At 71.7% G+C, this 21,715-nt stretch carries 18 protein-coding genes; 14 read left to right on the plus strand and 4 right to left on the minus strand.

The window, feature by feature from the left end; all coding sequences use genetic code 11:
• Nucleotides 1-544: 544 nt before the first annotated feature.
• The 4 genes from ACFYO5_RS36575 (at nt 545) to ACFYO5_RS36590 (ending at nt 4,685) form a co-directional block, all read left to right on the plus strand.
• Nucleotides 545-1,075 carry a cysteine dioxygenase gene (locus ACFYO5_RS36575; RefSeq protein WP_388717739.1) on the plus strand — a complete coding sequence of 177 codons (531 nt, stop codon included), beginning with the start codon at nt 545-547 and terminating at the stop codon, nt 1,073-1,075.
• Between the two features lie 150 nt (nt 1,076-1,225).
• The gene (gene cofD, locus ACFYO5_RS36580) at nt 1,226-2,185 is read left to right on the plus strand and encodes a 2-phospho-L-lactate transferase (protein WP_388717742.1); all 960 of its coding nucleotides are present in this window, start codon (nt 1,226-1,228) and stop codon (nt 2,183-2,185) included.
• Nucleotides 2,182-3,486, plus strand: coding sequence for a coenzyme F420-0:L-glutamate ligase (locus ACFYO5_RS36585; RefSeq protein ID WP_388717745.1), 1,305 nt, complete (start codon nt 2,182-2,184; stop codon nt 3,484-3,486). The genes cofD and ACFYO5_RS36585 overlap by 4 nt, the downstream gene beginning before the upstream one ends.
• 188 nt (nt 3,487-3,674) lie before the next feature.
• Nucleotides 3,675-4,685: a DNA-3-methyladenine glycosylase family protein gene (locus ACFYO5_RS36590; RefSeq protein WP_388717747.1), complete on the plus strand. Its 1,011-nt coding sequence runs from the start codon at nt 3,675-3,677 to the stop codon at nt 4,683-4,685.
• 289 nt (nt 4,686-4,974) lie between these two features.
• Here the strand turns inward: ACFYO5_RS36590 and ACFYO5_RS36595 are convergent, their stop codons facing one another.
• Both ACFYO5_RS36595 and ACFYO5_RS36600 read right to left on the minus strand, forming a co-directional pair.
• Nucleotides 4,975-6,057, minus strand: a complete 1,083-nt coding sequence (locus ACFYO5_RS36595) for a sugar phosphate nucleotidyltransferase (protein WP_388717750.1) — start codon at nt 6,055-6,057, stop codon at nt 4,975-4,977.
• Nucleotides 6,058-6,186: 129 nt separating this feature from the next.
• Nucleotides 6,187-7,716: a peptidoglycan recognition protein gene (locus ACFYO5_RS36600; protein ID WP_388717753.1), complete on the minus strand. Its 1,530-nt coding sequence runs from the start codon at nt 7,714-7,716 to the stop codon at nt 6,187-6,189.
• Nucleotides 7,717-7,845: 129 nt separating this feature from the next.
• On the opposite strand from ACFYO5_RS36600, the gene ACFYO5_RS36605 reads away from it, so the two are divergent.
• The 4 genes from ACFYO5_RS36605 (at nt 7,846) to ACFYO5_RS36620 (ending at nt 14,298) form a co-directional block, all read left to right on the plus strand.
• Complete coding sequence (locus tag ACFYO5_RS36605; protein ID WP_388717756.1) at nt 7,846-8,604, plus strand: TIGR03089 family protein; 759 nt, start codon at nt 7,846-7,848, stop codon at nt 8,602-8,604.
• A 741-nt stretch (nt 8,605-9,345) separates the two neighbouring features.
• Nucleotides 9,346-10,476: an LCP family protein gene (locus ACFYO5_RS36610; RefSeq protein ID WP_388717759.1), complete on the plus strand. Its 1,131-nt coding sequence runs from the start codon at nt 9,346-9,348 to the stop codon at nt 10,474-10,476.
• Nucleotides 10,477-10,741: 265 nt separating this feature from the next.
• Nucleotides 10,742-12,571, plus strand: a complete 1,830-nt coding sequence (locus ACFYO5_RS36615) for an LCP family protein (RefSeq protein WP_388717761.1) — start codon at nt 10,742-10,744, stop codon at nt 12,569-12,571.
• A 53-nt stretch (nt 12,572-12,624) separates the two neighbouring features.
• Complete coding sequence (locus ACFYO5_RS36620) at nt 12,625-14,298, plus strand: LCP family protein (protein WP_388717764.1); 1,674 nt, start codon at nt 12,625-12,627, stop codon at nt 14,296-14,298.
• Between the two features lie 28 nt (nt 14,299-14,326).
• On the opposite strand, the gene ACFYO5_RS36625 is transcribed toward ACFYO5_RS36620, so the two are convergent.
• A complete protein-coding gene (locus ACFYO5_RS36625) occupies nt 14,327-15,370 on the minus strand; it encodes a glycosyltransferase family 2 protein (protein ID WP_388717767.1) in 1,044 nt (347 codons plus the stop codon).
• 239 nt (nt 15,371-15,609) lie between these two features.
• Here ACFYO5_RS36625 and ACFYO5_RS36630 point away from each other — a divergent pair, with 239 nt between their 5' ends.
• Entirely contained in the window at nt 15,610-16,974 is a 1,365-nt protein-coding gene (locus ACFYO5_RS36630) for an LCP family protein (RefSeq protein ID WP_388718074.1), read from the plus strand.
• A 21-nt stretch (nt 16,975-16,995) separates the two neighbouring features.
• On the opposite strand, the gene ACFYO5_RS36635 is transcribed toward ACFYO5_RS36630, so the two are convergent.
• Nucleotides 16,996-17,553 carry an acyl-CoA thioesterase gene (locus ACFYO5_RS36635; protein WP_356568558.1) on the minus strand — a complete coding sequence of 186 codons (558 nt, stop codon included), beginning with the start codon at nt 17,551-17,553 and terminating at the stop codon, nt 16,996-16,998.
• A gap of 118 nt (nt 17,554-17,671) precedes the next feature.
• Here ACFYO5_RS36635 and ACFYO5_RS36640 point away from each other — a divergent pair, with 118 nt between their 5' ends.
• From ACFYO5_RS36640 to ACFYO5_RS36660, 5 genes are all read left to right on the plus strand, one after another.
• Nucleotides 17,672-18,958, plus strand: a complete 1,287-nt coding sequence (locus tag ACFYO5_RS36640) for an LCP family protein (protein ID WP_388717771.1) — start codon at nt 17,672-17,674, stop codon at nt 18,956-18,958.
• Entirely contained in the window at nt 18,951-19,580 is a 630-nt protein-coding gene (locus tag ACFYO5_RS36645) for an HAD-IA family hydrolase (RefSeq protein WP_388717774.1), read from the plus strand. The genes ACFYO5_RS36640 and ACFYO5_RS36645 overlap by 8 nt, the downstream gene beginning before the upstream one ends.
• A gap of 204 nt (nt 19,581-19,784) precedes the next feature.
• Nucleotides 19,785-19,976, plus strand: coding sequence for a hypothetical protein (locus ACFYO5_RS36650; protein WP_356568564.1), 192 nt, complete (start codon nt 19,785-19,787; stop codon nt 19,974-19,976).
• Entirely contained in the window at nt 19,960-20,484 is a 525-nt protein-coding gene (locus ACFYO5_RS36655; RefSeq protein WP_388717776.1) for a DUF6879 family protein, read from the plus strand. Before ACFYO5_RS36650 ends, ACFYO5_RS36655 begins: the two co-directional genes overlap by 17 nt.
• Nucleotides 20,481-21,311, plus strand: a complete 831-nt coding sequence (locus tag ACFYO5_RS36660) for a helix-turn-helix domain-containing protein (RefSeq protein ID WP_388717780.1) — start codon at nt 20,481-20,483, stop codon at nt 21,309-21,311. Before ACFYO5_RS36655 ends, ACFYO5_RS36660 begins: the two co-directional genes overlap by 4 nt.
• Nucleotides 21,312-21,715 lie beyond the last annotated feature (404 nt).

Raw genomic sequence — 21,715 nt, forward strand, 5'->3', positions numbered from 1 at the left:
GCCATAAACCTTGACAAGCAGAAGAGGCCCCCGAGGACCCCCGTCCCGCACAGCGCCTGTGCGGGAAAAGACGCCCAGGGGAGCGATCCCGTTCCGACACGCGCCCGGAAGCGAACCGGATCACCTGAGGATCACGGGGTCGCAACGGGTCCACGCGCCCGGCTTGTGCGCCATGTGTCCCGGTGGGGGCATGGACAAACCTTTCGCCTCACAGATGAACCTGATGAGGTGAACCCGTCTCGCAGGGCGGCTGCCGAGTTGACACCGCAGGTGTAACCCGCTGTCCTTGTGGGCATGCTCGCGAACTTGGCCGTCACCTCGACCCGCACCGCCGGGTCCCACGGTGCTGCCCGCGCTCGCTGTAGCTGTTGTTGCTGTTCCAGCTGTTGAGCCTTCCCCCTCGCTCCGGCTGCTCCTGAGTCCGACCGCGACTCGGCTGCCTGTTCCACGCCCGCACCAGGGCGCCCCTCCCGCCCGCGATCCGGGCGGACGGCACGTGACACCCAGCCCCCCACCTCTTCTTCGCCGAGGAACCACCGCATCCATGAACAGCGACAGCGACCTCCAGATCGCCGGCGACATCCTCGAAGTCCCGCACCTCCTCCAGGCTCCCCGTGAGCACCCGGCGACCGTGGCGGAGTTCGCCGGCCTGGCCCGTTCCCTCGCCGCCGACCGCTCCCAGTGGGAGCACCTCGTCCGCTACGACGCGACCAGCCGCTGGTACCACCGGCTCCGCACCGGCCCCGGCTACGAGGTGTGGCTGCTGTCCTGGGTGCCCGGACAGGGCAGCGGACTGCACGACCACGGCTCCTCCTCGGGCGTGCTGACCGTCCTGGAGGGCACGCTGACCGAGCGCACCGAGCACGGCACGCGCGCGTTGACGGCGGCCCCGGCGGGGGGCACCCCGTCGGAGCGGAGCCGTGAGCGGCAGAGGGTGTTCGCTCCGGGGTACGTCCACGAGGTCGTCAACGACACGCTGGAGCCGGCCGTGAGCCTGCACGTGTACTTCCCCGGCCTGACCGAGATGCCGATGCACGAGGCCCCGCACTGCGAGGGACGCGCCGTCACGGCGTGACGCGTCGGCGGGCCGGGGGCCGTGTGTGCGGCGTGACGCGTCGGCGGGCCGGGGGCCGTGTGCGGTGTGCCGCATGCCGCGGGCGGGGGGTGCGGGTGGTGTGCGGTGACTGGGTGACCGCTTGTCGTACCCGCCTGCAAGACTTGGCGCATGCGCATTGTGGTTCTGGCAGGCGGCATCGGTGGTGCCCGGTTCCTGCGCGGTCTGAAGCGGGCCGCGCCGGACGCGGACATCACGGTCATCGGCAACACCGGGGACGACATCCACCTCTTCGGGCTGAAGGTCTGCCCGGACCTCGACACGGTGATGTACACGCTCGGCGGGGGCATCGACGAGGAGCAGGGCTGGGGGCGGGCCGACGAGTCGTTCCGTCTCAAGGAGGAGCTGGCGGCGTACGGCGTGGGGCCCGAGTGGTTCGGGCTGGGTGACCGGGACTTCGCGACGCACATCGTGCGGACGCAGATGATCGGCGCCGGGTATCCGCTCAGCGCGGTCACCGAGGCCCTGTGCGACCGGTGGAAGCCGGGCGTCCGGCTGATCCCGATGAGCGACGACCGCGTCGAGACGCATGTCGCCGTCGAGGTCGACGGCGAGCGCAAGGCCGTCCACTTCCAGGAGTACTGGGTGCGCCTGCGGGCCTCCGTGCCGGCCGAGGCGATCGTGCCCGTCGGCGCCGAGCAGGCCAAGCCCGCGCCCGGCGTGCTCGAGGCGATCGCCGAGGCGGACGTCGTCCTCTTCCCCCCGTCGAACCCGGTCGTCTCCATCGGCACGATCCTCGCCGTACCCGGCATCCGCGAGGCGATCGCGGAGGCCGGGGTCCCGGTCGTCGGCCTCTCCCCCATCGTCGGGGACGCGCCCGTGCGCGGGATGGCCGACAAGGTGCTCGCGGCGGTGGGCGTCGAGTCGACGGCCGCGGCGGTCGCCGAGCACTACGGATCCGGGCTGCTGGACGGCTGGCTCGTGGACACCGTCGACGCCGGTTCCGTGGAGCGGGTCGAGGCCGCCGGCATCCGCTGCCGGGCCGTCCCGCTGATGATGACCGACGTCGACGCGAGCGCGCGGATGGCCCGGCAGGCGCTGGCGCTGGCCGAGGAGGTGCGGGACGCGTGAGCGCGGAGACCGGCTACCGGGTCTGGGCCGTGGGCGGGCTGCCCGAGGTGCGGGCCGGTGACGACCTCGCCAAGCTGATCGCCGTCGCCGAGCCGGGGCTCGCCGACGGCGACGTCCTGCTGGTGACCTCGAAGATCGTGTCCAAGGCGGAGGGCCGCGTCGTCCGGGCGGACGACCGGGAGGCCGCCATCGACGCGGAGACCGTGCGGGTCGTCGCCCGGCGCGGGGCGCTGCGCATCGTCGAGAACCGGCAGGGCCTGATCATGGCCGCGGCCGGTGTCGACGCCTCGAACACCCCTGCCGGGACCGTGCTGCTGCTGCCCGAGGACCCGGACGCCTCCGCGCGCGCGATCCGCGACGGGCTGCGCGACGCGCTCGGCGTGGAGGTCGGGGTCCTCGTCACCGACACCTTCGGGCGCCCCTGGCGCGCGGGGCTCACCGACGTGGCCATCGGTGCCGCGGGCGTCCGCGTGCTGGACGATCTGCGGGGCGGCACGGACGCGTACGGAAATCCGCTCAGCGCCACCGTCGTGGCCACGGCGGACGAGCTGGCCGCCGCGGGCGACCTGGTGAAGGGCAAGGCCGCGGGGCTGCCCGTGGCCGTGGTGCGGGGTCTGGCCCATGTCGTGGCCGACGGCGACGGGGAGGGCGCCCGTGCGATGGTGCGCGGCGCGCGCGACGACATGTTCCGGCTCGGGACGTCGGAGGCGGTACGGCTGGCGGTGACCCAGCGCCGGACCGTACGGGCCTTCACCGACGAGCCGGTCGATCCCGGCGCGGTACGACGGGCGGTGGCCGCGGCGGTCACGGCGCCGGCCCCGCATCACACGACACCCTGGCGGTTCGTCCTGCTGGAGTCGGCCGAGTCCAGGGTCCGGCTGCTGGACGCCATGCGGGACGCGTGGATCGGGGATCTGCGGCGGGACGGGAAGTCCGAGGAGTCGATCGCCAAGCGGGTGCGGCGCGGGGACGTCCTGCGCAACGCGCCCTACCTGGTCGTGCCGTGCCTGGTGATGGACGGCTCGCACACCTACGGCGACGCGCGGCGGGACGCGGCCGAGCGGGAGATGTTCGTCGTGGCGACCGGGGCCGGAGTGCAGAACTTCCTCGTCGCGCTGGCCGGGGAGCGACTGGGATCGGCGTGGGTGTCGTCGACCATGTTCTGCCGGGACGTGGTGCGGGAGGTGCTGGAGCTGCCCGGGGACTGGGACCCGATGGGGGCGGTGGCGGTCGGGCACCCCGCGGAGGAGCCGAAGGCCCGGAGCGGGCGGGAGGTGGAGGGGTTCCTGGAGGTGCGGTGAGAGGCTGGGGGCGTCTTCCGGTTCGTCCGGCATGCTTATGGAGCCCGGAGCCCGGAGCCCGGAGCTAGACCCGCAGCCGGAGCCCGGAGCTAGACCCGCAGCCGCAGAGCCCAGAGCCCGAAGCCCACACCCCAGATTCCGGATTCCGGATCGCAGACCCCGCAACCCATCCAGCTAGGACCTCATTCGTGGCAGGACGATTCGACCCTCACACCTCGCGTACGACCGTGCGCGGCGGGCAGGTCGCCGTGCCCTCCGCTGTGCCTCGGCAGGCGTCCGCCGGCGGGCGGGTGCGGACCTGGGTGCCGGAGGGGCCGCTGGATCTCGGGCTGGTGCTGGGGCCGCTTCGGCGCGGGCCCGCCGATCCGACGTTCCGGGCGATGCCCGACGGGTCGTTCTGGCGGGCCAGTCTGACGCCCGGCGGGCCGGGCACCCTGCGGGTCCACGTGCTGCCCGGCGAGGGTGCCGTACGGGGGGAGGCCTGGGGGCCGGGTGCCGAATGGCTGCTGGAGCGGCTGCCCGAGCTGCTCGGGGCCTGCGACGATCCCGACGCCTTCGTGCCTCGGCGCCGGCTCCTGGCCGTGACCCGGCATCGGCGGCCGGGGCTGCGTCTGCTGCGGACCGGGCTGGTGCTGGAGTCGTTGATCCCCTCGGTCCTGGAGCAGAAGGTCACCACCGACGAGGCGTACCGGGCGTGGCGGCTGCTCGTGCGCAAGTTCGGGGAGCCGGCGCCGGGGCCCGCGGCGGGTGGGCGGCTGTGGGTGATGCCGGCGGCCCGGACCTGGGCGCTGATTCCGTCCTGGGAGTGGCATCGGGCGGGGGTCGACAACAAGCGGGCTTCGACGATTCTGCGGGCCGTGCGGGTCGCCGCGCGGTTGGAGGAGGCGGTGCGGATGCCTCCGGCGGAGGCGCAGGCCCGGCTGGAGGTGGTGCCGGGGGTCGGGCCCTGGACGTCCGCGGAGGTGGTGCAGCGCAGCCACGGGGCGGCGGACGCGGTGACCGTGGGGGACCTGCATCTGCCGGGGATCGTGGGGTGGGCGTTGGCGGGGGACCGGTCCGCGGACGACGCGGCCATGCTGGCGTTGCTGGAGCCCTACGCGGGGCAGCGGCATCGGGCCGCACGGCTGATCCTGCTGAGCGGGAGGACGCCGGCGCGGCGGGCTCCCCGGATGTCGGTGGGGGACATTCGAGGGCTTTGAGGGTGTCCCGGGGAGGGTGGGTGACGTCGAAGGTCTCGCCCCAGCCGCCCCTTCCCGTCCCTCCCGCCCCTTCCGCTCCGTCCCTCCCGCCCCTGTCCCGTCCCCCTCCGTCCCGCTCCGCCTCCTCCTGAACCCTGAGTGGCCACCGCCCGAGGCCACCGCCCGAGGCCACCGCCCCGGACCCACCTTCCGGCCCTGAACGGGCCTCGTCCTCAGGTCCCGCCACTCGGCGGCCGTCGCAGCCACCGGACGGGCGGGGGCGGCACGGGCGGCGCCTCCCGTCCGGCCGTCACCGGTCCGAGGAGAACCTCAGGGCGGCCGCCGGGATTCTCGCGTCGCACCACACCCTCGCTCCGTCGCGGAGTTCGTTGTCGGCGCCGATCACCGCGCCGTCGCCGATGACCGTGCCGGTGAGGACCGAGCGTTCGCCCACACGGGCTCGGGTGCCGATGAGGGAGTCGGTGATGACGGCGTCGGGTTCGATGACCGCGCCGGGGAGGATCGTCGAGCCGAAGACGCGCGCGCCCTCCGCGACGAACGCGCCCTCGCCGACCACCGTGCCGCCGGTCAGCTTCGCGTCGGGCGCGACCGTGGCCGTCGGGAGGATCAGCCGGTCGCCGCAGCGGCCGGGGACCGCGGGGGACGGGGCACGGCCGAGGACCAGGTCCGCCGAGCCTCGGACGAACGCCGCCGGGGTGCCCAGGTCCAGCCAGTACGTCGAGTCGACCATCCCCTGGAGGTGGGCTCCGGCGGAGAGGAGGTCGGGGAACGTCTCGCGTTCCACCGAGACCGGCCGGCCGGCCGGGATGGTGTCGATGACCGAGCGGCGGAAGACGTACGCGCCCGCGTTGATCTGGTCGGTGACGATCTCCTCGGGGGTCTGGGGTTTCTCCAGGAAGGCCAGGACCCTGCCCGTGTCGTCGGTGGGGACCAGGCCGTACGCCCTCGGGTCCGTCACCTTCGTGAGGTGCAGGGAGACGTCCGCCGCCGTCGCCTCGTGGGTGGCCACCAGGCGTTCGATGTCCAGGCCGGTGAGGATGTCGCCGTTGAAGATCAGCACCGGGTCGTCGGGGCCCGAGTGGAGCCGGGACGCCACGTTGCGGATGGCGCCGCCGGTGCCGAGGGGCTCGTCCTCCGTGACGTACTCGATGTGCAGGCCCAGCGAGGAACCGTCGCCGAAGTACGGTTCGAAGACCTCCGCCAGATAGCTCGTCGCGAGGACGATGTGGTCCACGCCCGCCGCTCTCGCCCGCGCCAGCTGGTGCGTGAGGAACGGCACCCCCGCCGCCCTGACCATGGGCTTGGGCGTGTGCACCGTGAGCGGGCGCAGCCGGGTGCCCTTGCCGCCGACCAGGAGGATCGCTTCTGTCACCTTCGTCTCTGCTTCCTGCCGGGACCGGCCGAACTGTCTTTCGGCCGGCCAGTGTATGCAGACCGTGGTGTGGCGATTCCGATGGCCGTGCGGTGTCGCACCCGGGGTCCCCCCGACGGCGTCCTGACGTCAGCGGCCCTGGTAGCCGGCCGCGGTCGAACGGGCCGAGCCGAGCTTGCCGTAGAGCTGCCGGCCCGGGCATTCCGTGGCGAAGCCGTCGCGGTGTCCGGAGATCACGTGCAGCCGTACGCTTTTGCCCTTCTGGTAGAGATTGCCACCGCCGGACGTCAGGTAGGTCTTTCCGTTCGGATTGGCGCCGAACAGACCCAGCTTCCATGCCGTCAGGCGGGCGATGCCCTTGACCGCGGCGGCGGGCGGCTTGGCGGTGGTGAACGTGCCCAGGACGGCGATCCCCATGCTGTTGCTGTTGAACCCGAGGGTGTGGGCGCCGAGGACGGCCTTCGCCACACCCCCCGCGCGGCCCTCGTAGATGGTGCCGCACTTGTCGACGAGGAAGTTGTAGCCGATGTCCCGCCAGCCCATGCTCCTGACGTGGTAGCGGTAGATACCGCGGATGAGGGACGGCACCTGCGAGCACGTGTACTTGTTGCCCGAGGCCGTGTGGTGCACGAAGGCCGCCTTGACCTTCTTGGTGTACACGAAGCCCTTCTCCCGCAGGTTCTCGTCGGCACCCCAGCCGCGGCGGGTCACGATGCCGGGACGGGGGCCGATGTACGGCTTGGCGCGCTGAGCCGCCGTCAGTTCCCCCGAGCGGAGGGTGAGGAGTTCGCGTTCGGTGCCCGCGCGGTCGAGGGCGGGAATCTCGGTGGCGCCCAGGGGGGCGAGGCCGGTGTTGGCGGCGGAGGCGGCGATCGACTCGGCCGTCGTGGCGGAGGCGGTACCGGCGGCCGTGTCCTCGGCCGTGCCTTCGGCCAGTTCCGCCGCCATGCCCGCCTCCGCGTCCACCGCCGCGTCCGGGGCGTCGGCCCGGGGGCCGGCCGGGGCCTGGGCGGTCGCGGCCCGGCTGCCGGGAGGGCCCGCGGGGGCGCGGGCCGGTTCGGTGCCCGGATCGACGAGTTCCAGGCGCATCCCGGAGGGGAGCCCGAGGAGCGAGGACATGGTGCGGGCGCCGCCGGCGGTGTCCTCCGTACGCCGCTGGGCTTGGGGACTGACGCGGACCTCGACGCCGTCGGACTCCCCCACCCACAGGGGGGCGGTGGCACCGCGGACGTGACCCGAGGCCCGTTCGGGGGTGTCGGGGTCGGCGCCGTGGTCGGCGTTGTGCGTCTCGACGTCCTGCCAGTCGGACCAGGTGCCGGTGCCGGCGGCACGGGTACGGACCTGGACGCGGCCGTGCAGCTCGGCGTCCGGGTCGTCCCAGACGACGCCGAGGAGGGAGAAGGACCGTACGTCCCGGCGGGGCAGGCCCTGTTCCGCTCCGGTGCCGCCGGGGGCCCGGTCGCGGGCGAGGGGGGTCAGGGGCAGCGACTGGGTGCTGCCGGCGAGCGGGGCGGCGGGGCCGGCGGGCCGGGCCGCGGCGGGCGCCGCCTGCACGGCCGGCGCCGGACGCGCCGTCACCGCGGAGGCGGGGGGCGTCAGCGGGAGGGCTAGTGCGGCCGCACAGGTGACGCCGATCGAGGAAGCAAGCAGTCCACGCATGCCACCGATCCTGGACATAGTCATACATTTCTGTCCATCGGTGACTTGACGGGGCGTCGAAGGGCGTTCGGCCGAACCGGTGGCCCGGTGACGGGTGTTCGCCGAGGGGTGGCGCGTACGCTGACGCGGGTGAACGCCACTGACCGCACCCCTGCCGACCTGCTGCGTTCCGCGCTCGCCGCGGATCCCGCGCGCCCCCTGGTGACCTTCTACGACGACGCCACGGGCGAACGGGTCGAATTGTCCGTGGCCACCTTCGCCAATTGGGTGGCCAAGACCGCGAACCTCCTCCAGGACGGGCTGTCCGCCGAGCCCGGGGACCGCGTCGCGCTGCTGCTGCCCGCGCACTGGCAGGCGGCGGTGTGGCTGGTGGCCTGTTCGTCGGTCGGGGTCGTCGCGGACGTGGCCGGTGATCCGGCCCGCGCGGACTTCGTGGTGGCCGGGCCCGGCCGGTTCGAGGCGGGGCTGGCGTGCCGGGGCGAGCGGTACGCGCTGTCGCTCGCCCCGCTCGGCCGGCGGTTCGTCCCGGCGCCGCCGGACGGATACGCCGACTACGCGGTGGACGTCCCGACCCACGGCGACCGTTTCGCGCCGTACGCGCCGGTCGACCCCGAGGCGCCCGCGCTGATCGTGGCCGGCGCGGAGTACACGAGCGCGGAACTGGTGGAGCGCGCCCGCGCCGACGCGCCCGTCCTCGGCCTCACGGGCCCCGGCTCCCGCCTCCTGTCGGGCCTTCCGTACGACACCTGGGAGGGCCTCAGCGCCGGCCTGTACGCCCCTCTGGCCACCGGCGGCTCCGTCGTCCTGTGCCGGAACCTGGATCAGGCGTCGGAGGAGACCCTCACCCGGCGCATCGACAGCGAACGGGTGACGACGACGGCCTGGTAGCCGCGGCCCCGTCGACCGACGTGGCGGAGCGGGGACCGGCCCGGCCTGCGCGCACGGCTCGACCGGCAGACTCACCTCAGCGACGGCCGCGGGGGCAGCGGCGTCCGGCTCGCTCGACGGCCACGGCCCGGCCGCAGCCGGAACCGGCGGCTGGGGTCCCAGCCAGGCCGACCGCCACGGTCCCGCCGCAGCCGGACCGACAGCTCGCCCCAGGTCGACCGGCGGCTGCGGCGGCAACGGCGTCCCGCCGCCGCGAGGCCGTCCCCAGGCCGCTCCCTCAGCCACCGGCCATCCCGCCGCGAAGGGGCTCGGCAAGGGCAGCGCGACGGCGGACGGTCACCCCAGCGCGGCGGGCCGGCGCCCGGCCGATGCCCGTCACCCCCAGCACGCCCTTTCCCGACCCGGCCGTTCCCCTGCGCGCCCACCCTCACCCCGGCACCCGCCTACAGCCGCTCCCGGCTCTGCCGGTCGAACCGGTGACCGGCGCCCCGGCAGACGCCCCTCACCCGTCGCCCAATCACCCATCACCCATCGCCCCGTCACCCGTCCGGCCCCTCCCCGCCCGCGCCGCGCCCCCGCTCGCGGCATCGTCGTAGGGACTGCACGGCGTTTTCGTCCGGTGAGGTCCGGTGAGTGGGAGGGGTGGGTGCCGGCGTGAGTGGGAGCGAGGGGGTCACCGAGCCTCCCGGGCCGGGGGCCGGCGAGCCTTCCGGGCCGGGGGCGGGGGCCTCCGCTCTCGGGGTGGGGCTGGTGCGGCGGCGTCGGCGGCGGTGGGTGGGGGTCGGGTCGGGGGTGGTGGGGCTGCTGGTGGTGGGCGCCGGGGTGGCCGGGTGGGTGGTGTACGCGCGGCTCGACGGGAACATCACCGCGGACGAGGCGGCCGCGGCGGAGCTGGCGCGGTACGCGAGGGAGCGGCCGACCGCGCTGGTGAAGGACGCGCAGAACGTGCTGTTGATCGGTTCGGACTCGCGCGCGGGGGACGGCAACGGCGAGTACGGGCGGGATTCGGGGACCGAGCGGTCGGACACGACGATCCTGTTGCATCTGTCCGCCGGGCGGCGCGGTGCGACGGCGGTGTCGATACCCCGCGACCTCATGGTGGACGTGCCGGCCTGCCGGCGGCCGGACGGTTCCCGGTCGGCGCCGATGTTCGCGATGTTCAACTACTCTTTCCAGACGGGCGGTTCGGCCTGCACGATCCGGACCGTGGAGAAGCTGACGGACATCCGGATCGACCATCACGTGGTCGTCGACTTCCACGGCTTCAAGGAGATGGTCGACGCTCTCGACGGGGTCGAGGTGTGCCTCAAGGAGCCCATCCGCGACGAGGCGGCCAAGCTGCGGCTGCCCGCGGGGCGGGTGACGCTCGACGGCGAACAGGCCCTCGGCTACGTCCGTGCCCGCAAGACCCTCGGCGACGGCAGCGACACCGACCGGATGGACCGGCAGCAACGGTTCCTCGGCGCGCTCGTCAACAAGGCGCAGAGCAATGACGTCCTGCTGAATCCGGTGAAGCTGTATCCGGTGCTGGACGCGGCCACGTCCTCGCTCACCACCGATCCGGATCTGGCGAGCCTGCGCGGCCTCTACGAACTCGTGCGCGGCCTGCGTGACATTCCCACCGAACAGGTGCGGTTTCTGACCGTTCCGCGGGAGTCGTATGTCTACAACTCCAATCGCGACCAACTGGTGGAGCCCGCTGCGGAGAGGCTGTTCGAACGGTTGAGGACGGACGCGCCCGTCTCCGTCACCGGCAAGGACCCCGGGAAACCCACCTCTGCGGAGTCGCCCGATCACGATCGGTACGCGTCGCCGAGCCCCTCGGTGCCGACTTTCCGGGGGAACACGGCGGGCGATCACACCTGCACGTGAGCCGTGTCCGCGGTGACGGGTAAAGCGCTTGCCAAGGGGGCCGGTCACGGCGAACTCCAGTTCAAGAAAATAGACCGTATTGCCCGGTTGTAGGGACGTGGAGTTTGTCACCGTCGTCGCTTCGCGCCGAACTTGGCGGATAGTGTGAGCGATCCGGTGCATCCGGCCTGAGGACCTTTCTGGGGCCGAGCACTGCGTGACCGAGACCCGAGCGCCTTGGAGGGGGAAAGGCGCCGCGTGGCCCCGACGGAGGATTCGGACAACCGTGGACGCGCAAGGCCGTGGGCGGGCGGACAACATCGACCCCGCAGACCAGTGGGTGCTCAATCCGGACACCGGCGAATACGAACTGCGACTGACCCCTTCCGCACCGCAGTCGGCGGTCCCCGGACCCCGCAGCCGATCCGCCCGTGCGGCGGCCGCCGGGACGGAGCCCGAGTCCGCCGCGGGCAGGCGCGGGACGGCTGATACCGAACCCGCCCCGGGCAGGCGCAGGGCGGCCGAGCCGGAGTCCGCCGCGGGCAGCCGTACGACGGCTCCGGAGCGGGACGCTCCGGAGGTGCCGGGGCCGCGCCGTCGGCGGGGCGTGCCGGAGGAGCCGTCGCCGGGCAGGCGCGGGCGTCGGCCGGTGAAGAAGAAGTCGAGGACGAAGAAGGCCCTGCTGTGGACCGGCGGGGTCATGGCCTTCGTCCTGGTCGGCACCGCCGGTGGGGCCTACCTCTATCTCGAGCACCTCAACGACAACATCACCTCCGTCTCCGACGACGGCGCGAGCACCGGCGGTTTCAGCAAGGACAAGGCGATCAACATCCTGCTGATCGGCACCGACAAGCGCACCGGCGCGGGCAACGAGGGCTACGGCGACTCCGGCAGCGCGGGCCACGCCGACACGACGATCCTGCTGCACGTCTCCAAGGACCGGACGAACGCGACCGCGCTGAGCATCCCGCGCGACCTGATCGTGGACGTTCCCGACTGCCCGACCGAGCAGGAGGACGGCAGCAGCGAGATCATCAAGGGGACGGTGGGCGTCCGCTTCAACACGAGTCTCGGCCAGGACGGCCGTACGCCCAGCTGCACCATGCGCACGGTGACGGAGCTGACCGGCATCACCCCGGACAACTTCATGGTGGCCGACTTCAACGCGGTCAAGACGCTGACGACCGCGGTCGACGGGGTCGAGGTGTGTCTGGCCAAGGACATCGACGACCCGGACTCGCATCTGAAGCTGTCGGAGGGCACGCACACCATCCAGGGCGAGCAGGCGCTGGCGTTCCTGCGCACCCGGCACTCGGTGGGCTTCGGCGGCGACCTCAGCCGCATCGCGATCCAGCAGCAGTTCCTCGGCTCGCTGATGCGCAAGCTGAAGTCGAACGACACGCTCACCAGCCCCACCAAGATGATCAAGCTGGCGGAGGCGGGCACGAAGGCCCTCACCGTCGACTCCCAGCTGGACAGCATCACCAAGCTCAAGGACCTCGGCCTGGAGCTGGGCAAGCTCAACACCAAGAACCTGACGTTCACCACGGTGCCCGTCGTCGACAACCCGGCCGAGAAGGTCAAGGCCACCGTCGTCCTCAACAAGGGGACGGCGCCCACCGTCTTCCGGATGATCCAGGACGACGTGTCCTTCACCGAGGTGAAGGAGCAGGCGAAGGCATCGAAGGACGCGGCCGCCGCGGCCGCCGCGGCCCGCCTCAAGGGCACCCGGTCCGCGGCCTCCGAGGTGCGGGTGCGGATCATGAACGGCGGCGCCGAGTCCGGCAGCGCACAGGCCACTCTCAGCTGGCTGCAGAATGATGCGGGGGTGACGAAGTCCGAGAACGCGGGCAACGCGCCCAAGGTACTCAGCAGGACGACGCTCGAATACGCGCCGGAACAGGCCGCCCAGGCACGCAAGCTCGCCGCCGTCATGGGGCTGCCCGGGACCGCGCTGAAGCCCGGCGAGAGCGTCACCAACGCCCAGGGTCTGCCGACGATGACCCTGACACTGGGCAAGGACTTCGAAGGCGCGGGCGTCTCGCTCACGGCCCCGACGACCGTGCCGGACACGGTCGACAAGTCCACGGCGGACAAGGTCGAGTGCGCCAAGTAGGTAACCCTGCGGGCCCGTCAAGCGTCTGACTTGACGCGGGACGGGCCCGTGTCATGTCAGGCGCACGGCGGGGAGGGGCAGGGCCAGTGGGGCGGAGCACTGTACGGGGGACGGATCCCGGAGCCGGGGACAGCACGTCCACGGCGGCGGACGACACGACGACGACCGGGGAGGAAGCGGGCGGCGAAGCCGATGAGGGCGGGCGCAGAGCCGGCCGCGGCATCGACCGCAGACGGCGCAGACGGCGCGTGCTGCGCTGGTCGGCGACCGTGCTCTCGCTGGTGATACTCGGCGGCGCGGGGGCCGGATACCTCTACTACGAGCACCTCAACGCGAACATCAGGAGCGACCGGCTGAACCTGGGCGACGCGAAGGACCGGGCGGCCGAGACCAGGACCAACGAGGCCGGGCAGAAGGCGCTGAACATCCTGCTGATCGGTTCGGACGCCCGGGACACCGCGGAGAACCAGAAACTCGGCGGGGCCAGGGACACCTTCAACGGCACCCCGCTCGCCGACGTCCAGATGCTGCTGCACGTCTCCGCGGACCGCAGCAACATGTCGGTGGTGAGCATGCCGCGCGACACCCTGCTCCCCATCCCCAGGTGCACGGACCCCGACACCGGCGAGGTGTACCGGGCGCTCACCCGGGAGATCACCAACTCCTCGCTGGGCCGCGGCGGTCCGGGCTGCACGGTGGCCACCTGGGAGAAGCTCACCGACATCCACATCGACCACTTCATGATGATCGACTTCGCCGGTGTGGTCTCGATGGCGGACGCCATCGGGGGCGTCCCGGTGTGCGTGGACGCCAACGTCTACTCGCACACCGGCACGGGCAAGGGCTCGGGCCTGAAGCTGGCGGAGGGCACCCACGACATCAAGGGCAAGCAGGCCCTGCAATGGCTGCGCACCCGCTACGGCTTCGAGGACGACACCGACCTGGCGCGCGCCAAGGCTCAGCACATGTACATGAACTCGATGGTCCGTCAGCTGCGTTCGGAGGCGAAGCTGACCAACCCCAACGGGCTGCGCAGGCTCGCCGAGGCGGCCACGCGGGCCATCACCGTCGACGACGGTCTGAACACCATCAAGAAGATGTACGACCTGGCGACCGAACTCCAGAAGGTGCCCACCGAGCGCATCACCATGACGACGATGCCCAACCGGTACGACACCGTCCAGACCGGCCGGGTGGTGCCCACCGGGGACGCCGCGAAGCTGTTCCGGCTGGTGCGCGAGGACATCGCCCTGGACGGCAAGGACGCCGCGAAGGCCACCGCGAGCCCGTCCCCGACCATCACGGACGCGGCCGCCGCGGACGCCGAGATCGCCGTACAGGTCCACAACGGCACGTACACCGACGCGTTGGGCGCGGCCCGCGGACGGGCCACCGCGGTGACGGAGCTGCTGGTCGGCAAGGGCTTCACCGACGCCAAGGCGGACACCTCCCCGGCGGACTCCGAGAAGACGACGGTGATCCGCTACCCGAGCGCCGATCTCCAGGCCGACGCCCTGCGGGTGGCGAAGGTCCTCGGCATCCCGACGGGCCAGGTGAAGCAGTCCACCGAGGTCTCCGGGGTCACCCTCTTCGTGGGCGCCGACTGGCGCTCGGGCACGGCGTACAAGGCGCCGGTGCAGGACGACAGGACGCCCACCTCGGCGGAGACGATGAACGCCGCCGACACCAGCCAGTGCATGCACGTGGACCCGGACTACACCTGGTAGACCGGGCCCTTCCGCCGCCGCGCGGTGCTCAGTGCGAGCTGAGCACGGCCGGCCGGCGGGAGGCGATGACCTTCCTCGCCAGCGACTTCGGGCTGGTCAGGAAGCCGAAGCCCCACGACATGTGCATGGTGGCGAGGGCCACGGGGATCCGCAGGCGGGCCTTCAGCGGCAGTCCCCGGCCGGCCGGCAGCGAGCCGAGGACGATCGCCGCGAGGTAGCCGCCCGGGACCAGGAAGCCGAGCGGGGTGAGGACCGCGCCGACCACGGTCCCGGCGGCGATCGCGCAGACCGCGGCCGGCGGGGCGAGGTAGCGCAGGTTGATGGAGCCCTCGTGGTAGCGGGCGACGACGTGCCGCCAGCGGCCGTAGTCCTTGTACTGCTTGGCGAGCGCCCTGACGGTGGGCCGCGGGCGGTACGACACCTTCAGCTCCGGTGAGAACCAGATCAGGCCGCCGGCCTCACGGATGCGGAAGTTCAGCTCCCAGTCCTGGGCCCGGACGAACTCCTCGTTGTAGCCGCCCTGTCGCTCCAGCGCCTCGCGCCGGAACACCCCGAGGTAGACGGTCTCGGCCGGGCCGGCCACTCCCCCGGTGTGGAAGGCGGCGTTGCCGACCCCGATCTTCGAGGTCATCGCCGCGGCGACCGCGTGCTCCCAGTCGTTCTCGCCCTCGGCGTGCATGATGCCGCCGACGTTCTGCGCGCCGGTCTCCTCCAGGAGCCGTACGGCGGTGGCGATGTAGTTCGGCGAGAGCATCCCGTGCCCGTCGACGCGGACGACGACCGGATGGCGCGAGGCCTTGATCGCGGCGTTCAGCGCGGCGGGGGTACGGCCCGTCGGGTTCGGGACGGTGTGCACGCGCTTGTTCTGGCGGGACCCGGTCTCGGCCACGAGTTCGGCGGCGATCTCGTCCGTGCGGTCCGTGGACGGACCGAGGGCGATCACGACCTCCATCTCGCCGGCGTACTCCTGGGCGAGGATCGCTTGGACGGCTCCGCGCAGATGCCGCTCCTCGTTGAGGACGGGCATGATCACGGACACGGCGGGGAGCTGCACGTCGGACTTCGCGTTCATAGGGGCATCACGTTACCGCGAACGGGGGACACGGGTGCGCGCCGCCGGGTGCCCTGCGGCGGGCGGCAGATCGTATCGGCCTACGGTGCTCACGGCTCCCCTCGTACGCCTCGTACGGCCGTCGCCCGGAGGTGACCCGCTTGTCCCCCACTCCGCCCCGGTCCCCCGCCTCCCGGCCGCCGCGCCGCCCGCAGCGCCGGCTGGCCGGCTCCGCGCCGAAGAAACGTCCCCGCTGGGCCATGCGGGCGACCATGACGCTGTCGGTCGTCGTGCTGGCATCCGCCGGGATCGGCCACTCCCTGGTCGCCAGCCTCGACTCCGGGATCGCCCGCGTCGACCCCTTCAAGGACATGAAGAACCGCCCGCGAGCCGGTCACGGCATGAACGTGCTGATGGTCGGCACCGACGGCCGCGACCGGATCACCGAGGACGAGCGGCAGCGCTACCGGCTCGGCGGCGCGCCCTGCCACTGCACCGACACGCTGATGATCGTGCACATCTCGGAGGACCGGGAGCGGGCGAGCGTGGTCAGCCTGCCGCGCGACTCCTACGCCGAGACGCCCCCGCACACCGACCGGACCACCGGCGAGAAGCACCGCGGCCACCCCATCAAGATCAACGCGGCGTACGCGGAGGGCGGCCCCCAGCTGACCGTGCGGACCGTCGAGAACATGACCCACGTGAAGATCGACCACTACCTGGAGGTCGACTTCACCAGTTTCATGAAGACCGTCGACGTCCTGGGCGGTGTGAAGATCTGCACGGACCAGCGGCTGACGGACTCCTACACCGGCCTCGACCTCGCCCCCGGCGACCACACCCTGCGGGGCGGCGAGGCCCTCCAGTACGTCCGCTCCCGGCACGCCGACGCCTCCTCCGACCTCGGCCGCATGAAACGGCAGCAGCGGTTCCTGGCGGGGCTGGTGGACCGGGCGACCTCCTCCGGGATCCTGCTCAACCCGCTGAGGTTCCGCGACGTGGCACGGGCGGTGCTGGGCTCGGTGCGGGCCGACCGCGGCTTCGGCACGGAGGAACTGCTGGACCTCGGGCGGGCGATGCGCACCTTCTCCCCCTCCTCCTCGGAGTTCGCGACCGTCCCCATCGGGCGGCTGGGCTACGCCGTCGAGGGCGTCGGCTCGACCGTGAAGTGGGACCCCGTCCGCTCCGAGCACCTCTTCAAGGCCCTGCGCGACGACAGGCCCCTGGCCACGACGCCGCGGGCCCGCGCCACGGCCGTCCGCGTGGAGGTGGCCCCGCAGCAGATCAGCGTGCAGGTGGAGAACGGCACGCGCGCCTCCGGCCTGGCCAAGCGGGTCGACGCGGCGCTGCGGGCCACCGGCTTCCGCACCACCGGGCGGCCGACCACCGCGCGCTCCACCTCGGTGCGCCGCACGGTCATCTCCCACGACCCCCGCTGGGACCGCTCCGCGCAGTCCCTGGCCGCCGCCCTCCCCGGCAGCGAACTGCGCCCCGTCCCGGGCCTCGGTCCCACGCTGAGGGTCACCGCCGGCGCGGAGGCCCACCAGGTCCGCAGGGTCCGGGCGGACGACCCGGAGCAGGGCGAGTCCGCGGTGGTCCGGGGCGACGAGGTGGGCTGCTCCTGAGACCGGGGCGGCGGCGCCGCCTCAGTCGTCGAAGCCCTCCGCCGCGCGTCGCTCCCGCAGTTCCATGATGGCGCGGCGGCGGGACAGGCGGTGGGTGCGGCGGATCTGGGCTTCCTGGTAGCGGCGGCGGTCGCGGTCGGTCTCGGGGAGGACCGGGGGGACGCGGCGGGGCTTGCCGTCGGCGTCGACGGCGGCGAAGACGAGGTAGGCCGAGCCGACCTGGGTGGGGGGAGCGGACTCGTTCCAGCGTTCGGCCAGGACCCGGACGCCGACCTCCATGGAGGTCCGGCCGGTCCAGTTGACCTGGGCCTTGACATGGACGAGGTCACCGACGCGGACCGGCTCCAGGAACGCCATCTCGTCCATGGACGCGGTGACGGCGGGGCCGCCGGAGTGCCGTCCGGCCACCGCGCCCGCCGCGTCGTCGACGAGCTTCATGATCACGCCACCGTGCACCGTGCCCAGCAGGTTGGTGTCGTTGTGGCTCATGATGTGGCTGAGCGTGGTGCGGGACGCGGAGGTGGGCTTACCCGGGATGTCCGAGGTGTCCGAGTCCACTGTGGTGACCTGGTCTGTCATGTCCTCCACCTTATGCCGAGGCGGACAAGCCGGGACTTTGTGTCAGGTTGGCAACAGCGGAGCCCTGATTCTCCGACGCCCCTGTATGCGACACGGCGCCGCCCTGCACACTGGGCGCATGAATGACTGGCCCGAGGGATGGTCCGACAACAACCGCGGCTCCGGGTACGGAAACGGCGGCGCGAGCGCACAGCCCGAGGGCGCGCGCGTGATGCGACAGGTCCGCCGCGGTCCGGCCGCCCCGCCGCAGGGCGCCGGCGTCCCGCCGCAGCCGTCGTACGTCGACGGCCAGGGTTACGGCGACGGCGGTGACTACACCAACGCCCGCAACACCGGCTACGACAGCGGGTACAGCACAGGCCAGGTCTACGGCGGCGGCGGATCCGACGGGCCGGGCGGCCACGACGGCCGGGCCGCGCGCCCCGCGCCGAACTGGCGGCGCCGCATCAAGTGGACGGCGATCAGCGTCGTGACCGTCCTGGTCGTGACGACCGTCGGAACGTACTTCTGGGCCGACTCCAAGCTGCAGCGCGAGGTCGACCTGTCGAAGGTCATCGACCGGCCGGAGGGCGGCGAGGGCACCAACTACCTCATCGTCGGCTCCGACAGCCGCGAGGGCATGTCCGCCGAGGAGAAGAAGGAGCTGCACACCGGCTCCGCCGAGGGCAAGCGCACGGACTCGATGATGATCCTGCACACCGGCTCCAACGGCGACACGCTCATCTCGCTGCCCCGCGACTCGGACGTGGAGATCCCCTCGTTCGTGGGCTCGGAGTCCGGCAAGCGCTACGAGGGCAGGGGCCGGCACACCAAGCTGAACGCGGCGTACGCGATGGACGGCCCGGAGCTGCTCGTCCGCACGGTGGAGTTCAACACCGGGCTGCGCATCGACCACTACGTGGAGATCGGCTTCGCCGGCTTCGCGAACATCGTGGACGCGGTCGGCGGCGTCGAGATCGACATCCCGCAGGACATCAAGGACACCAAGTCCGGGGCGGACTTCAAGAAGGGCAAGCAGACCCTGAACGGCGAGGAGTCCCTCGCCTTCGTCCGCACCCGGTACGCGCTCGCCGGTTCCGACCTGGACCGCACGAAGAACCAGCAGAAGTTCCTCGCGGCCCTCGCAGGCCAGGTGGCCACGCCGGGCACGGTCCTCAACCCCTTCAAGCTGTACCCGACCATGAGCGCCGGTCTGGACACCCTCATCGTCGACAAGGACATGGGCCTGTACGACCTGGGGTCGATGTTCTTCGCGATGAAGGGCGTCAACGGCGGCGACGGCAAGTCGATGAACATGCCCATCTCCGGCTCCAGCGGCGGCAACCTCGTCTGGGACAAGGCGAAGGTGAAGCAGCTGGTGAGCGAGTTGAAGAACGACGAGAAGGTCACGGTGTCGGGTGGCTGACCGGCCCGCCGCCGCACGGCCCTACGACGCCGTCCTGTGTGACGTCGACAATGTGATCCGCACCTTCGACTCCACCCACCTGGAGTCGCTGGAGCGGCTCGCGGGGATCGCGGAGGGCACCACCAGGAAGGTGGCGTTCTCCCCCGAGGTCGACCGGCCGCTGCTGCTGGGCCGGATCACCGAGCAGGAGTGGGTGGCGTCCGTCGCGAGCGGGCTGACCGGGCTCGTGGACGAGGAGACGGGCTGGGCGCTGGGCACCGCCCTGCTGGAGTCGCCCTTCCGGGCCGACGGGACCGTGCTGGAACTGCTGCGCCGGGCCCGCGTCCGGGTGCCGCTGGTCCTCGTCACCAACGCCACGCTCGGTCTGGAGCGCGACCTGGAGGCCATGGGCCTGACGGAGCTGGCCGACCACGTCGTCAGCAGCGCCCGGGTCGGCATCACCAAGCCCGACCGCCGCATCCTCGAACTGGGCGCGGCACGGGCGGGCGTACGCCCCGACCGCTGCCTGTTCGTCGACGACACCCTGGAGAACGTGGAGGCGGCCACCGCCCTCGGCATGACGGCCGTGCACTTCCGCGCGGCGGCCGATCTGGAGAAGGCGCTGGAGCCGCTGTTCCGCTAGGACGGCCCGCGTACGACGGTCGCCCCCGCCCGAGGAATCGGGCGGGGGCGACCGTCGTACGGCGCGGGGGCGCCGGGGCAGGCTCCGGGAGGTTACGCGGTTTCCCGTTCCGTCAACCGTGATCGCTTGACCCGCTCGCCCTGACCTCGGGAGCATCGACCCAGATGCGGGGTACTGGCAGCACGGGAGAGGGGAACCCAGACCATGAAGGTCACCAAGCTGGTCAGCACGTGCGACATCAAGGACTGCCCGACGATCTACGCGACGGATCGCGGCACGCTCTTGGTTCAGGGGGAGACTCCGACCGACCACGGGCTTCGGATTCCCGCTCACGAAACCCTGGTCGAGATCCCGATCGAACTGATCCAGAAGGCCATCCGTGACGACCTCATCTAGGACCCTTGGCGACCTCTTCGACACGTTCCAGCGTGAGGCGTTCCGGCTCGAAACCCTCGACGACTACAGCAAGTCGGGGAACGTCGACGCCTATCGCGCGTTCCTGGCCGGGGAGCCGCAGCCGGACGACTACAACGCTGGCTGGGTCGAACAACTCCGCTCACACACCGGAAAAGGGAAACGAGTCTGCCGGGTTCACATTCTGCGCCGGCCGCTCACGGACTATCTCAGGTTCGAACTCGGATGGGGGTACCGGAAGAACATGTCCGGGGGTGAGGAGTTCTTCATCCTGGACGTCACCGACAGGCCGAACCCCCTACAGGGCGTACCTGACTTCTGGCTCTTCGACTCCGAGTCCGTGGCCTTGATGAACTACGACGGCGCCGGAAAGTACCTGGGCTCGGACGTTCTGCCATCGGAACGAACGGCGGAGTTCAACGGGCACCGTGACGCGGCACTCACCCACGCGGAACCGTTCACGCGATGGTGGGACAAGTACGGAGCGTGAACAGAGCACAGCTTGGGGCCGCGCTGCGGGCCCTGCGAGTAGCTTCCGGCAAGGAGGCCAAAGCGGTGGCCCGCAGCGCCCTCATGTCTCCGTCCAAGCTGTCCAAGATCGAGAACGCGAGGCTCGCGGCCAGCGCGACGGACGTGGAGCGCATCCTGACCGCCATCGGTGTCTCTGATGAGGCCAAGGCGGAGTACACCGAGGCTGCGCGGGCATCGGCAACGGAGGCAACGGCATGGCGCCTGTTGAAGCGCATCGGAGTCCACAAGGGCCAGCAGGCCGCCAAGGCCCTTGAAGCCCAGATGTCCACGCTCCGGCTGTTCCAACCGGCCCTGGTGCCGGGCTTGCTCCAGACGCCGGAGTACATCCGTGCCGTGCTCCAACGGCACGATCTGAGCGAGGACTCTCTCTCCCGGACAATCAATGGCAGGCTTGAACGGCAAGCGGTCCTGTACGACAACGCCAAGTCGCTGCGGTTCATCATCACGGAGCCTGTCCTGCGGTGGCGCATTGTCCCGCCACAGATGATGGCGGCACAGCTCGACCGAATCGTTTCCCTTTCCCGCCTGCCTCATGTGGACATCCGCATAGTCCCGTTGCGGATTCAGCAGCGCGACATTGCGAATCATGCATTCGTCATCCGCGACGATCGAATGGTCACGGTCGAGACCGTCCACGCCGAGGTAGCCGTAACGGACCCGAGGGACGTCGGTCTCTACGTCGAAAAGTTCGAGGGATTCGAACGAGTGGCATTGTCGGGTGACCGCATGCGGGGCCTGGTCGAAGGTATCCGCGACGACTTTTTGCGGGAACAGGAAACAGGCTAGAGCCGCATCCGTGGCCCGTCGAAGATGGCGCCATGGAGAGCGAAGAGAGAAATTCCGATCCTGGAACCCACACGACAGCACGGACGTGCCTGTCGGAGCCACCTCGCGAGCAGTCGCCCGAACCCGGCTGCGCTGACTGCCTGTCCCTATCGGTAGCACGCGAGAACGCCCGCTCCAGGTTCGATTACAGCGCCGTATCCGACGCCAACGTACGGATGCGCCGGCACCACGCCGTGGCGCACGCGTCATGAACAAGGGAACAGGCTCAGGGCTCTTCGCCGACCGCCCTCTGATGACCATGCGGGTCTCTCGCGACTCAGGGCAGACCTGGGGGCCGGAGCAGGCCGTGGCCACGACGGACGATCTTCCGCCGTTGCTCACCAGCGCTTGGCCGCCATGCGAGT

The organism is Streptomyces sp. NPDC006259 (assembly GCF_042870975.1).
Classification (GTDB): domain Bacteria; phylum Actinomycetota; class Actinomycetes; order Streptomycetales; family Streptomycetaceae; genus Streptomyces.

Coding starts and splice junctions, on each gene's coding strand:
- ACFYO5_RS36625 (WP_388717767.1), bottom strand. CDS start 15,370: ATGAACGCGAAGTCCGACGTGCAGCTCCCCGCCGTGTCCGTGATCATG.
- ACFYO5_RS36630 (WP_388718074.1), top strand. CDS start 15,610: ATGCGGGCGACCATGACGCTGTCGGTCGTCGTGCTGGCATCCGCCGGG.
- ACFYO5_RS36620 (WP_388717764.1), top strand. CDS start 12,625: ATGTCAGGCGCACGGCGGGGAGGGGCAGGGCCAGTGGGGCGGAGCACT.
- ACFYO5_RS36640 (WP_388717771.1), top strand. CDS start 17,672: ATGAATGACTGGCCCGAGGGATGGTCCGACAACAACCGCGGCTCCGGG.
- ACFYO5_RS36600 (WP_388717753.1), bottom strand. CDS start 7,716: ATGCGTGGACTGCTTGCTTCCTCGATCGGCGTCACCTGTGCGGCCGCA.
- cofD (WP_388717742.1), top strand. CDS start 1,226: ATGCGCATTGTGGTTCTGGCAGGCGGCATCGGTGGTGCCCGGTTCCTG.
- ACFYO5_RS36575 (WP_388717739.1), top strand. CDS start 545: ATGAACAGCGACAGCGACCTCCAGATCGCCGGCGACATCCTCGAAGTC.
- ACFYO5_RS36635 (WP_356568558.1), bottom strand. CDS start 17,553: ATGACAGACCAGGTCACCACAGTGGACTCGGACACCTCGGACATCCCG.
- ACFYO5_RS36650 (WP_356568564.1), top strand. CDS start 19,785: ATGAAGGTCACCAAGCTGGTCAGCACGTGCGACATCAAGGACTGCCCG.